This is a genomic window from Bradyrhizobium sp. 18BD (genome assembly GCF_054185225.1).
This window is the reverse complement of the sequence record NZ_JAVAYL010000015.1, coordinates 153,771-166,572: the sequence shown is the minus strand read 5'-3', so window position 1 is coordinate 166,572 and position 12,802 is coordinate 153,771. Positions and strand designations below refer to the sequence as shown.

Below are 12,802 nucleotides of genomic sequence, written 5' to 3'. Positions count from 1 at the left end.
CGGCGTTAGCAATGGGGCCAGCAAAGGAAAGCGTTAGCAAAGGAGCTGACATGACACGCCTCTCGCATTTCCTCGCTCTTGCAGCATTGGCTGCCGCCACGTCGGCGCACGCGGCCGAGCTTCCGGCGGAGATCAAGCAGGCGGGCACGCTGAAGCTGACCGTCAATTCCACCTACGCGCCGATGGAATACCGTGATCCCGCCAGCAACGAGCTGGTCGGGCTCGACATCGATCTTGCCAACGAGCTTGCCAAGCGGCTGGGCGTCAAGATCGTCTGGAGCGAGACGCCGTTCGCCGAGCTGATCCCCTCGCTCCAGACCAAGCGGGCCGACTTCATCATCTCCGGCATCTCCGACCGCGCCTCGCGGCGCGAGACCGCCGATTTCGTCGATTATCTCGGGACCGGCCCGCAGTTCTTCGTGATGGCGGACAGCGCGGCCAAGGACGCGACCGATCTCTGCGGCAAGAAAGTCGGCACCACGCGCAGCACCAGCTTCCCGGTCGAGATCGAGAAGTGGAGCAAGCAGTATTGCGAGACGGCCGGCAAGCCTGCGATCCAGTACGTGCCGGGCGAGAACTCGATCGACGTCCGCAACCAGCTCAAGCAGGGTCGCATCGACGCCGCCGTCCAGGGCAGCGAGACGCTGCCTTATGCGCAGACGCAAGAGCCGGGCAAATACCGCGTCGTCGGCGAGCCCTTTGCCAAGGGCTATCAAGGCATCATGTTCCGCAAGGACGATGCGGCCTTGCGCGAGGTCGTGACGGAGAAGCTCACCGCGATGATCGCCGACGGCTCCTACAAGGCTGTCCTCGACAAATGGGGCCTCGGCGCCAACGCGGTCGCGCAGCCCATGCTGAACGCGGCGCTGCAATGAAGCCGGCTCCGGCCCTCGCGGAGGGTTTTCCCGATTTGTCGGGACTGCGAATCGCGCGTGAGCCGCACTGGTTTCGCTGGCTCAGCGCCGCGCTGATCGTCCTCGTGCTGGCGTCGATCGTGCGCGCCTTTGCCGGCGGCCAGATCGAATGGTCCTATGTCAGCCGCTTCCTGACCGCAAAGGTCATCCTCGAAGGCATCGTCAACACCATGGCGATGGCGGTGCTGGCGATGGCGCTCGGCATTGTCCTCGGCATCGTCGTCGCGATCATGCGTCTGTCGCCCAACCCGGTGCTGAAGACGGTGGCCGCAGGCTACACTTGGCTGTTCCGCGGCACGCCGCTGATCCTGCAGCTCTTGCTGTGGTTCAATCTCGCGCTGGTGTTTCCGACCATCGGCATTCCCGGCCTGTGGAGCGCGCGTGCCGTCGACGTCATGACGCCGTTCCTCGCCGCACTGCTTGGGCTCGGTATCAACCAGGGTGCCTATACGTCCGAAGTGATGCGCGCCGGCATGCTGTCGGTCGATATCGGGCAATATGAGGCGGCGCAGGCGATCGGCATGGGACGGCTCCGCGCGCTGCGGCGGATCGTGCTGCCGCAGGCGATGCGCGTCGTGATTCCGCCGCTCGGAAACGAGTTCATCAGCATGGTGAAGGCGACCTCGCTTGCGAGCGTCATCCAATATCCGGAGTTGCTGCACAACGCCGAGAACATCTACTACGCCAATTCCCGCGTGATCGAGCTCCTGATCGTCGCCGGGCTCTGGTACCTGCTCGTGGTCTCGATCCTGACCCCGCTCCAGATGCTGCTCGAACGCCGCTTTGCGCGCGGCACATTGCGGCTTGCGCGATGACAAAACCCCTCGTCGCGATCCGCTCCGTCAGCAAGAATTTTGGAGAGTTTCAGGCTCTCAGAAACGTCTCGCTCGACGTCTGGTCCGGCGAGGTGATGTGCCTGATTGGCGCCTCCGGCTCCGGCAAGACCACGCTGCTTCGCTGCATCAACCAGCTCGCCGTGATCGATAGCGGCGGCATCTGGCTCGACGGTGAGCTTCTCGGTGTGCGCGAGCAGGGCGGCAAACTCCACCGTCTCAGCGAGCGGGAGATCGGACGGCAGCGGCTGAAGACCGGCATGGTGTTCCAGCGCTTCAACCTGTTTCCGCACAAGACGGCGCTGGAGAACATCACCGAGGGGCCGCTTCAGGTCCAGGGGCGCAAATCCGACGAGGTGCGCAGCGAGGGGCTCGAGCTGCTCCGGCGCGTCGGATTGTCGGCGAAGGCCGATTGGTATCCCGCACAGCTCTCCGGCGGCCAGCAGCAGCGCGTCGCCATTGCGCGCGCGCTGGCGATGAAGCCGATGCTAATGTTGTTCGATGAGCCGACCAGTGCGCTCGATCCGGAGCTCGTCGGCGAGGTGCTCGCCGTCATGAAGGAGCTGGCGAAGAGCGGCATGACCATGATGGTGGTGACGCACGAGCTCGGCTTCGCCCGCGAGGTCGCCGACCGCGTCGTCTACATGGACCAGGGCGCGATCGTCGAGCAGGGGCAGGCGTCCGACGTGCTGGGCGCGCCGCGCGAGGAGCGGACAAAAGCATTTCTTTCAGCAGTGATCTAGCAGTGGGGGCGAGTTGATGAAGAGACTTTTCGTTGCGGCGGCATTCCTGGGCACCATGACCGTATCGGCGTTGGCGATCGAGCTGCCGGCAGAGATCGCCAAGCGCGGAAGCCTCAAGGTGGCGCTGGTGCCGAACTATCCGCCGATGGAGTTCCGCGATCCCGCCACCAATGCGCTCACGGGCTTCGATGTCGAGCTCGGCGAAGCGATCGGCCGCAAGCTCGGCGTCAAGATCGAATGGCAGGAAACCAGCTTCGCCGAGTTCATGCCGTCGATTGCGACGGGGCGGGCGGACGCGATCCTGTCGGGCTTCACCGACTATGCGAGCCGGCATGAGACCGCGACCTTCGTCGATTATCTTCGCAGCGGTCCGCGCTTCTTCGTTCAGCAGTCGCGCGCAGCGGAGTTCAAGGACGCCGTCTCGCTCTGCGGCAAGAAGGTGGGTGCCAGCCGCCGCACCATGTTCCCGGCGCAGATCGCGGCCTGGAGCGAGAAGAACTGCGGCGGCAATGCGATCGTCTTCGTCGGCACCGACGGCTCGGCGGATGCCCGCACCCAGCTCAGGCAGGGCCGTATCGACGCCGCTGTGCAGGGCGATGAGACGCTGCCCTACATCATGGATCAGGAGCCCGGCGCTTACGTGCCGGTTGGCCAGACCCTTGCGCAGCAATTCACCGGCATCGCGCTGCCGGTCAAGGAAAAGGCGCTTCACCAGGCGATGCTGGAGGCCGTCGATGCGCTGATCGCCGACGGCACCTACAAGACCCTGCTCGCCAAGTGGAAACTCAGCGATAACGCAATAGAGAAGGCGACCATCAATGCTGGACAGTAAGGCACTTCAGAGCATCCCGCTCACCCCAGCCAACACCGCAGATCCCGCGCCGGACTATCCCTGGCCGAAGCCGTACAAGGCGGCGATGTTCCTGTCGTTCGACGTGGACGCGGAGAGCGCGTGGACCAGCAAGGACGCGGTGCACGCGCAGCGGCTCATCACCATGAGCTATGGCGGCTATGAGGCCCGCGTCGGCACGCCGAAACTGCTGGAGCTGCTCGATCAGCTCGATCTCAAGGCGACGTTCTTCGTCACGGGATGGTCGGTCGATGCGCATCCGGCCATGGCCGAATCCATCCTCAAGGCCGGCCACGAGATCGGCCATCACGGCTATCACCATCTGCTGCCCGATCCCGGCGATCCCTGGATCGAGGAGGAGCTGGAGCGCGGCTTCGAGGCATTGAAGCGCCGGCTCGGCGTCAAGCCGACCGGTTATCGCGCGCCCTATGGTGAGTTCACCGAGGAGCTGCGTGTCGCCCTGGTGCGTCATGGCATCGTCTACACGTCCTCGTTCCGCGACGACGTCAGGCCCTATCGCCATCGCCTCGCCGACGGCAAGCCCGGCACGATTGAGCTGCCGGTCACCGCGAGCTATGACGACTGGATGCATGGGCTCTCGGCGCGCTTCAGCCCGCGTTCGATCTTCCCCAAGGAGCACGTGCTCTCGATGTGGAAGGACGAGCTGGATGAGGTCCGCGACTGGGGCGCGATGGTGACGACGGTGCTGCACCCGCAATGCAGCGGCCGTCCGATGCGGCTGCGGCTGCTGCGCGAGTTCCTGACCTACGCCAAGTCGTGCCCGGATGTCTGGATCACCACCGGCGAGAAGATCGCGGAGAACTTCCTGCGCCACGAGGCGGCCAACCGTTGAGCCAAACCATGACCCGCCGCCGCATCCTCGTCATCAATCCCAACTCCTCGGCGTCGGTGACGGCGGCGATCGACGACGCGGTCGCGCCGCTGCGGATCGCCGGCGGGCCTGAGATCGAGGTGGTCGGCCTTGCCGAGGGCCCGCCGGGTATCAGCTCGCAGCGCGACGCCGACAGCGTCGTGATGCCGCTGGTCAATCGCGTCACGCGCGAGGATGCGGATGCCTTCGTGCTCGCCTGCTTCAGCGATCCCGGCCTGCATGCGGTGCGTGAGGCGGCCGGCGGCCGGCCGGTGCTCGGCATCGCCGAATGCGGCATCTTTCGCGCGCTGATGCTGGGCGAACGCTTTGGCGTCATCGCGCTCTCGCCCTCCAGCATCCGCCGCCAGCAGCGCATGGCGCGGGTGATGGGCGTGGACAGCCGCTATGCCGGAAGCTGGTCGGTCGGCGCGAGCGCAGCCGAGACGGCCGGAACGGACATCCGTGGACGGTTGATCGAGGCCGGCCGCGCGCTGGTCACGCAATGCCGCGCCGATGTCGTGGTGATGGGCTGCGCCGGTATGGCCTCGCATCGCGCGGCGATTGCGGAAGCGATCGGTGTGCCGGTCATCGAGCCGGCGCAACAGGCCGTCGCTGCCGCGATCGGCGCGGTCTTGTTGAATACCTAAATCTTCAGGAGCCTCTTAATGCCTATCTCCCGCCGCTCGCTCCTCAAGGCCGCCGCAGCAGTGCCGGCGCTGTCGCTGCCCGGCATCGTCCGCGCCGAGGCGCAGCGCACTCTGCGCTTCATCCCAGTCATCGACCTCGCCTTCGTCGATCCCATCTATTCGACCGCGCAGGTGTCGCGAAACCATGGCTTCATGGTCTACGACACGCTCTACGGCATGAGCTCTGCGCTGCAGGTCTCACCGCAGATGCTGTCGGGCCACGCGATCTCGGGCGACCAGCTCCAGTGGGACCTCACGCTGCGCGACGGGCTGTTCTGGCACGATGGCGAGCGCGTGCTCGCGCGCGACTGCGTCGCCAGCATCCGCCGCTGGGCGGCGCGCGATGGCTTTGGCGGCGAGCTGTTGGAGGCGACCGCCGAGTTGTCGGCGGCTGACGACCGCACCATCCGCTTCCGTCTCAAGCGGCCGTTCCCGCTGCTGCCGCAGGCGCTCGGCAAGGCCGCGATCAATCCCTGCTTCATGATGCCGGAGCGGCTGGCGAGCCAGGACCCGTTCAAGCCGCTGACCGAAGTCATCGGCAGCGGTCCGTTCCGCTACCTCGCCGACGAGCGCGTGCAGGGCGCCCGCAACGCCTATGCCAAGTTCGACCGCTATCAGCCGCGCACCGACGGCAAGCCGGACTGGACCGCAGGTCCGAAGATCGTGCACTACGACCGCGTGGTCTGGACCACCACGCCTGATGCCGGCACCGGCGTCGCCGCACTCCAGACCGGCGAGCAGGACTGGCAGGAGACCACGCCGCACGATTTGCTGCCGATCATCAAGGCCGCCGGCGACATCGAGACGCGCATCCTCGACCCCCGCGGCTACGCCTGCATGCTGCGTCTCAACCATCTGCAGCCGCCGTTCGACAATCCCGCGATCCGCCGCGCGCTGCTGGGCGCGATCGACCAGGCCGCGTTCATGACGGCGGTGGCCGGCACCGATCCGGCTTTCCAGGTCTTGCCGATCGGATTCTTCGCGCCCGGCACGCCGATGGCAAGCGACGTTGGCCTCGACGTCTTCCGCGGCCCGCGCAACTACGACAAGGTCAAGGCCGATCTGAAGGCCGCCGGCTACAATGGCGAGAAGATCGTGGTGCTCGTTCCCACCAACTCGCTGGCGCAGAAGCCGCTCGGCGAGATCGCGGTGGACAGCCTGCGCAAGGCTGGCATGAACGTCGAATATGCCGGGCTCGATTTCGCCGTCATCCTGCAGCGCCAGCTCAAGAAGGATCCGATCGGGCAGGGCGGCTGGAGCGCGGCGGTCGGCAACTGGCAGGGTATCGACTGGCTTAATCCCGCCGGCAACACCAATATCCGCGGCGAAGGCAAGGTCGCCGGCTGGTATGCGAGCGAAAAAATGGGCGTGCTGCGCAGCCAGTGGCTGGCCGCCTCCGAGCTCGCCGAGCAGCAGCGCATCTGCCGCGAGATCCAGGCAGTCGCATTCCAGGAAATCCCCTATATTCCGATCGGCCTGTACAAGCAGCCGACCGCCTATCGCAAAGAGATCACCGGCATTCTCGACGGCACCGCCGTCTTCTGGAACGTGCGCCCCGCATGAGCACCACAGCAATCTTCGGCAGCTATGTGCTGTCACGCAAAGACGGCGCGCAGGATGTGCTGCGCGACCAGTGGGTCCTGGTCGAAGGCAAGAAGATTGCCGCGATCACGCGCGACAAGCCGCGTGCGGATGAGGTCTACGACCGGCCCGGCCGTTTTGTTCTTCCAGGCCTCCTCAACCTGCACAATCACTGCTTCTCCGAAGCGGTGGCACGCAGCCACAGCGAGGACGGCAACGGCCGCAAGAACAACCAGAGCATCGTCTATACGGTGCTGCTGCCGCTCACCAAGCGCGGCGCCGAAATCCTGTCGGCGGAGGAACGGCTCGCCGTGGCGCGGCTCGGCATTCTCCAGCTCCTCAAGGGCGGCGCCACCACGGTGATGGAGCCGTTCCGCAATTCGATCCCCGAGATGTTCGATGCGGCCGAAGAGATGGGCATCCGCTTCTACGGCGCGCCCTACCTGTTCTCGACGTCGGACGCCAAGGCCGGCCCCGACGGCGTAGTGCGCTATTCCGGCGATGACGGTACCGCGGACATGGCGACGTGGGACGCGCTCTACCAGCGCTGGAACAATCGCGGTGACGGCCGCATCAGCCTCGCCATGAGCCCGCATGCCACCGACACCTGCGGTCCCGATTTGCTAAAGGCCTGCGCCATGCGGGCGCGCGAGCTCGGTGTGCCCATCACGACGCACATGGCGCAGAGCCGCGCCGAGGTCGAGACCATCGGCAAGCGTTATGGCGGCCGCACGCCGGCGGAGTATCTGGATTGGCTCGGACTGCTCGCGCCCGACTTGATGGCGGCGCACTGCATGTTCAGCAGCGATGATGATCTTAAGCTGATGGCCGCACGGGGTATGACGGTGCTCAATTGCCCGCGCGTGTTCGCACGCGCCGGCGTCACCGCCGCGTTCAGCCGGTTCGCCGAGCACGGTGTCCGCACGGTTGTGGGCACCGACGGCTACAACATGGACCTGCTCGGCGAGCTCAATGCGGCCTCGCTGATCTCCAAGGTCACGTCGCAGCGCGCCGATGTCGCGAACTCGCCGGAGTTGATCGAGGCGAATACGGCTGTCGCCGCCGATGTCATCAAGCGGCCGGACCTCGGCCGGATCGAGCCGGGCGCCACCGCCGACCTCACCGTTGTCGATCTCACCCATCCGCATCTCCAGCCGCTGTTCGATCCGCGTCGCGCGCTGATCGCGCTCGCCAACCGGGCCAATATCGATCAGGTCATGGTCGATGGCCGTATGTTGATTGATGCCAGCCGCTATCTCGGCGCCGACGAAGCCGCGATCATGGCGGCAGGCACCGCTGCGATCGGCAAGATCTGGGACCTGCCGGAGGCGCAGGCCGCGTTCAACGGCTGACGGCCGCCTCGGGCAGGTCGTCGAATTCGACCAGCGCCTTGCGCACGGTCTCGACGAAATCCAGCGCCATCGGCGAGGCGCTGCGCTGTGCTGGAAACACCGCGGAGAATTCGAAGTCGATGCGCGGCAGGAAGCGGCGCACGACGACGCCGCGGGTCGAAAACTCCTGCGCGGTGAAGGGATCGCAGATTGCGACGCCGAGGCCCGACGACACCATGCCGCACATGATCTCCGACAACGTGGTCTCCACGCGCAGCACGCGGCGGACATCGTGGCGATGGAAGACCTGGTCGACGAGATGCCGGCTCGACGTGCCCGAAGACAGCGAGATGAACGTCTCGCCCTCAAAGTCGCTTGGCTCCAGCACTTCCTTTTCGGTGAGGCGATGACCTGTCGGCAGCACTGCGACGCGCGCGGGTGCCGGCAGCCTTTGGCTCGGCAGGCCGGAATGGGCGATCGGCACCTCGGCAAAGCCGACGTCGCACTGATTATTCAGCACCCAATCGACCACGATCGGCGAGATCACGCCGAAGAAGGCGAGATTGAGGTTCGGCCGTTCCTTCAGGAAGTGACCTGTGAGCCGCGGCAAATAGCCGTTCGACAGCGCCGGCAATGCCGCGATCCGCAGCGAGCCGGTGCGGCGGCCGCGGATTTCTTCCGCCGCCGCGGTAATGCGTTCGAGGCCGACGAAGGAGCGCTCCACCTCGGTATAAAGCGCCATCGCTGCGGCGGTCGGCACGAGGCCGGTGCCGCGCCGCTCGAACAGCTCCATTTTCAACAGCGCCTGAAGGTCCCGCAGCAGACGGCTGACCGCCGGTTGCGTCACCACCATCAGCTTCGCCGCCTCGGTGACGCTGCCGGTCAGCATCGTCGCGCGGAAGGCCTCCACCTGCCGCGAATTGATCCGCGCCATCCCGATTTCCATTCATAACATTTTGGCATGCAGATGGTGCCATTATTCATTGGACGATGGAGGTATAGGTTGCGATCTTTTTCATCAGGACTGGAGGCAGCCCGCTTTTTCGGCAGATTGGAGGGGTTCAAGCCTCCAAATCGCGCCAAAACCCGCCGAACAGGGGCCGGAGCCCTGACCGGATACGGATTTGCGCGGAAGGAAATGCGGAAGGCGCCTCAGTCGGAGATTTGTCGGCACGTCACCTCATTCCGGTATGGAGATCGGACCACATGAAGACTCTTCGCCTTCTGACAGCGGCCAGCATCGCGGCGCTCATTGCCGTCCCGTCGGCCGCCTCGGCCCAGCAAAAGACGCTCTATGTCGCCGGCTACGGCGGCTCGTTCGAGAAGACGATCCGCGACGAGGTGATCCCGGCCTTCGAGAAGGAGAACGGCGTCAAGGTCGAGTACGTCGCCGGCAACTCCACCGACACGTTGGCCAAGCTTCAGGCGCAGAAGGGCAACCAGCAGATCGACGTCGCCATCGTCGACGACGGCCCGATGTACCAGGCGATCCAGCTTGGCTTCTGCGGCAAGCTCGACGGGCTGCCGGCTGCTGATCTCTACGACACCGCGCGCTTCAAGGACGATCGCGCGGTTGCGATCGGCATCGTCGCGACCGGCCTGATGTACAACACCAAGGTGTTCGCCGAGAAAGGCTGGGCGCCACCGACCTCATGGAACGATCTGAAGGACACGAAATACGCAAAACAGCTCGTGATCCCGCCGATCAACAACACCTATGGTCTCGAAGCACTGGTGATGCTGTCGAAGATGAACGGCGGCGGCGAGTCCAACGTCGATTCCGGCTTCAAGATCTTCAAGGAGCAGATCAATCCGAACGTGCTCGCCTATGAGCCGTCCCCGGGCAAGATGACCGAGCTGTTCCAGTCCGGTCAGGCCGTGATCGCGGTGTGGGGCACGGGTCGCGTGCAGAGCTTTGCCAACACCGGCTTCCCCGTCGACTTCGTCTATCCGAAGGAAGGCGCGGCGACGCTGCTGACGACGGCGTGTCCGATCACCAAGCCGAACGCTTCGCCGCTGGCATCCAGCTTCGTGAAGATGCTGCTCGATCCCAAGATCCAGCTCGTGATGCTGAAGGACTATGGCTACGGCCCGGTGCTGAAATCGCTGAAGGTGCCGCCGGAGCTCGGCAAGATGGCGCCGATCGGCGAGCGCGCGGCAAAGCTCTATAATCCGGACTGGACCGTCATCAACGAGAAGCGCGAGGAGTGGACCAAGCGCTGGAATCGCGAGGTCGAGCGCTGATCTGAACGTTCGCGGAGACAGCGTCATGGCCTTTCTCGAGCTCGATCGGGTCGCCAAACAGTTCGGCGCGCAGACTGTGGTCGACGACTTCAGTCTCGCGGTGGGCAAGGGGGAGTTCATCTCCTTCCTTGGCCCGTCCGGCTGCGGCAAGACCACGACCTTGCAGATGATCGCGGGCTTCCTCGATCCCACGCGCGGCGCGATCCGCCTGGAGGACAAGGACCTGACCGCGATCCATCCCGCGAAACGTGGGCTCGGCATCGTGTTCCAGAGCTACGCGCTGTTTCCGCACATGACGGCGGCGGAGAACGTCGCGTTCGGCCTCGAGATGCGCAACGTCCCGCGCAGTGAGCGAGCCGAGCGCGTCCGCTCCGCGCTTGCGATGGTGGGCCTCGCCGGTTACGAGGACCGCCACCCCCGCCGCATGTCCGGTGGTCAGCAGCAGCGCGTCGCACTGGCGCGCGCGCTGGTCATCAAGCCGAGCGTGCTGCTGCTCGACGAGCCGCTCTCGAACCTCGACGCCAAGTTGCGCGAGGAGATGCAGATCGAGCTGCGCCAGATCCAGCGCACCATCGGCACCACGACGATCCTGGTCACGCACGACCAGAACGAGGCAATGTCGCTGTCCGACCGCATCGTGGTGATGAGCCAGGGCAAGATCGAGCAGATCGGCACCCCGCAGGAAACCTACGAGAAGCCGGCCTCGGCCTTCGTCTCGCAGTTCTTGGGCAAGACTAACGATTTCGCCGGGACCATTGACCGGACCGTTACGCCCACACAACTCGTGGCAGGCTCCTGGCGTGCACCGGCGCCAGCCGGCCTCAATGGCCCGGTCACTGTCAGCATTCGCCCCGAACGCATCGGCTTCGGCGATGCCGGCCTCAGCGCAAAAATCGTCACGCGCATCTTCCAGGGCAATCACTGGCTGTTCCAGTGCGACAGCGAATGCGGCCCTGCGATCGTGATCCGCCAGAATGACGGCACGGCGCAGCCGGCCGAGGGCGAGGCGGTTCGTCTCGCATGGCGGCCCGAGGACATGAGCGTGCGCGCGAGGGCCGGCGCATGAGCGCGGCCGCCGAGGAACGCCGTGCGCGTGCGCCCTGGGCGCTGACGGCGCCCGCCTTGATGCTGTTCGTCGGCGTGCTGCTGATTCCGCTGGCGATGACCGTGATGCTGTCGTTCCACGATTGGGGCCAGTACAAGGGCATCGAGCCGGTCTTCATTCTCAAGAACTGGCATGAGATCGCGACCGATCCCTACTACGCCGAGATGTTCTGGCGGACATTTCGGATCGCGATCCTGACCACGCTGCTCACCGCGCTGCTAGGCGCGCCCGAAGCCTATATCCTCAACCGCATGAGCGGCCGCTGGAAGAGCTTTTTCCTGCTGATCATTCTCGGGCCGCTGCTGATCTCGGTGGTGGCGCGCACGCTCGGCTGGGCGCTGCTGTTCGGCGGCAACAACGGCCTCGTCAACAAGCTCCTGATGTCGCTTGGCGCGATCCGTTCGCCCATCCCCTTCATGTTCACCGAAACCGGCATGGTGGTCGCGCTCGCGCATGTGATGATGCCGTTCATGGTGCTGTCGGTGTGGGCGGCGCTGCAGCGGCTCGATCCGCAGATCGAGAATGCGGCGATGTCGCTCGGCGCGGGGCCCGTAACCATCATCCGCCGCATCATCATGCCGCAGATCATGCCGGGCGTGCTGTCGGGCGCAATCATCGTGTTCTCGCTCTCGGCCAGCGCCTTCGCGACGCCCGCGATCATCGGCGGCCGCCGGCTCAAGGTCGCGGCAACTCTCGCCTATGACGAGTTCCTGAATACGCTGAACTGGCCGCTCGGCGCCGCTGTCGCAACGCTCCTGCTGGTCGCGCTGGTGCTGATCGTCGTCGGCAGCAATGCCCTGATCGAACGCCGTTATGCGGAGGTGTTCCGATGAGGCAGAATGGTCCGCTCGCGCTGATCTTCCACACCATCTTCGTCATCGTCATGGTGGCGCCGATCCTGGTGGTTTGCCTCGTCGCCTTCACGCCCGAAGGCTTCTTGTCGCTGCCGACCAACGGGTTTTCGCTGCGCTGGTTCAGGGCGATCGGCAATTATCCTGAATTCATCCACGCCTTCTGGGTGAGCCTCGGGCTCGGCGCGCTGTCGTCCTTGGTCGCGCTGCTGTTCGCGGTGCCGGCGGCGCTGGCGATCGCGCGCTATCGCTTCCGCGGGCGTGATGCGCTGGCGGCGCTGTTCCTGTCGCCGCTGATGATCCCGCATGTCGTGCTCGGCATCGCCTTCCTGCGCTTCTTCACATCGGCCGACCTCGGCGGCAGCTTTGCCGCGCTGATCATCGCGCATGTCATCATCGTGTTTCCGTTCGCGCTGCGGCTGACGCTGGCGGCCGCGACCGGCATGGACCGCACGGTCGAGATGGCTGCCGTCTCGCTCGGCGCCGGCGGCTGGACGCTGTTTCGCCGCGTGACCCTGCCGCTGATCCTGCCCGGCGTCATCAGCGGCTGGGCGCTCGCCTTCATCCAGTCCTTCGACGATCTCACCATGACCGTCTTCCTTGCGGCACCCGGCACCGAGACGTTGCCCGTGCGCATGTTCCTTTATATCCAGGACAACATCGATCCGCTGGTGACGTCGGTCTCGGCCTGCGTGATCGCTGTAACCATGACCGCCCTCATTCTGCTCGACCGCTTCTACGGGCTCGACCGTGTGCTCGCCGGCAAGGGCGATACGGGACGATAGGAGAACCT

The 12,802-nt window shown here is 65.3% G+C and carries 13 protein-coding genes; 12 read left to right on the top strand and 1 reads right to left on the bottom strand.

Annotated features, from left to right (window positions below; translation table 11 throughout):
* The first annotated feature begins 50 nt into the window (after positions 1–50).
* The 8 genes from RAD16_RS26065 to RAD16_RS26030 are packed head-to-tail and all read left to right on the top strand — an operon-like array spanning position 51 to position 7,830.
* Entirely contained in the window at positions 51–875 is an 825-nt protein-coding gene (locus RAD16_RS26065; protein WP_458160695.1) for an ABC transporter substrate-binding protein, read from the top strand.
* The gene (locus RAD16_RS26060; RefSeq protein ID WP_458160694.1) at positions 872–1,729 is read left to right on the top strand and encodes an amino acid ABC transporter permease; all 858 of its coding nucleotides are present in this window, start codon (positions 872–874) and stop codon (positions 1,727–1,729) included. Before RAD16_RS26065 ends, RAD16_RS26060 begins: the two co-directional genes overlap by 4 nt.
* A complete protein-coding gene (locus RAD16_RS26055; RefSeq protein WP_458160693.1) occupies positions 1,726–2,490 on the top strand; it encodes an amino acid ABC transporter ATP-binding protein in 765 nt (254 codons plus the stop codon). The genes RAD16_RS26060 and RAD16_RS26055 overlap by 4 nt, the downstream gene beginning before the upstream one ends.
* Before the next feature lie 16 nt (positions 2,491–2,506).
* Positions 2,507–3,322, top strand: a complete 816-nt coding sequence (locus tag RAD16_RS26050; protein WP_458160692.1) for an ABC transporter substrate-binding protein — start codon at positions 2,507–2,509, stop codon at positions 3,320–3,322.
* On the top strand, positions 3,309–4,193 hold the full coding sequence (locus RAD16_RS26045; protein ID WP_458160691.1) for a polysaccharide deacetylase family protein: 885 nt from the start codon (positions 3,309–3,311) through the stop codon (positions 4,191–4,193). The genes RAD16_RS26050 and RAD16_RS26045 overlap by 14 nt, the downstream gene beginning before the upstream one ends.
* Positions 4,194–4,201: 8 nt before the next feature.
* Positions 4,202–4,858, top strand: coding sequence for an aspartate/glutamate racemase family protein (locus RAD16_RS26040; protein ID WP_458160690.1), 657 nt, complete (start codon positions 4,202–4,204; stop codon positions 4,856–4,858).
* Positions 4,859–4,876: 18 nt separating this feature from the next.
* The gene (locus RAD16_RS26035) at positions 4,877–6,460 is read left to right on the top strand and encodes an ABC transporter substrate-binding protein (protein WP_458160689.1); all 1,584 of its coding nucleotides are present in this window, start codon (positions 4,877–4,879) and stop codon (positions 6,458–6,460) included.
* Positions 6,457–7,830: an amidohydrolase family protein gene (locus tag RAD16_RS26030; protein WP_458160688.1), complete on the top strand. Its 1,374-nt coding sequence runs from the start codon at positions 6,457–6,459 to the stop codon at positions 7,828–7,830. The genes RAD16_RS26035 and RAD16_RS26030 overlap by 4 nt, the downstream gene beginning before the upstream one ends.
* On the opposite strand, the gene RAD16_RS26025 is transcribed toward RAD16_RS26030, so the two are convergent.
* On the bottom strand, positions 7,820–8,743 hold the full coding sequence (locus tag RAD16_RS26025; protein ID WP_458160687.1) for a LysR substrate-binding domain-containing protein: 924 nt from the start codon (positions 8,741–8,743) through the stop codon (positions 7,820–7,822). The genes RAD16_RS26030 and RAD16_RS26025 overlap by 11 nt on opposite strands.
* Positions 8,744–9,015: 272 nt before the next feature.
* On the opposite strand from RAD16_RS26025, the gene RAD16_RS26020 reads away from it, so the two are divergent.
* The 4 genes from RAD16_RS26020 to RAD16_RS26005 are packed head-to-tail and all read left to right on the top strand — an operon-like array spanning position 9,016 to position 12,794.
* On the top strand, positions 9,016–10,053 hold the full coding sequence (locus RAD16_RS26020; protein ID WP_458160686.1) for an ABC transporter substrate-binding protein: 1,038 nt from the start codon (positions 9,016–9,018) through the stop codon (positions 10,051–10,053).
* Positions 10,054–10,078: 25 nt separating this feature from the next.
* On the top strand, positions 10,079–11,119 hold the full coding sequence (locus tag RAD16_RS26015) for an ABC transporter ATP-binding protein (RefSeq protein ID WP_458160685.1): 1,041 nt from the start codon (positions 10,079–10,081) through the stop codon (positions 11,117–11,119).
* On the top strand, positions 11,116–11,991 hold the full coding sequence (locus RAD16_RS26010; protein WP_458160684.1) for an ABC transporter permease: 876 nt from the start codon (positions 11,116–11,118) through the stop codon (positions 11,989–11,991). The genes RAD16_RS26015 and RAD16_RS26010 overlap by 4 nt, the downstream gene beginning before the upstream one ends.
* The gene (locus tag RAD16_RS26005) at positions 11,988–12,794 is read left to right on the top strand and encodes an ABC transporter permease (protein WP_458160683.1); all 807 of its coding nucleotides are present in this window, start codon (positions 11,988–11,990) and stop codon (positions 12,792–12,794) included. The genes RAD16_RS26010 and RAD16_RS26005 overlap by 4 nt, the downstream gene beginning before the upstream one ends.
* The last annotated feature ends 8 nt before the right edge of the window (positions 12,795–12,802 follow it).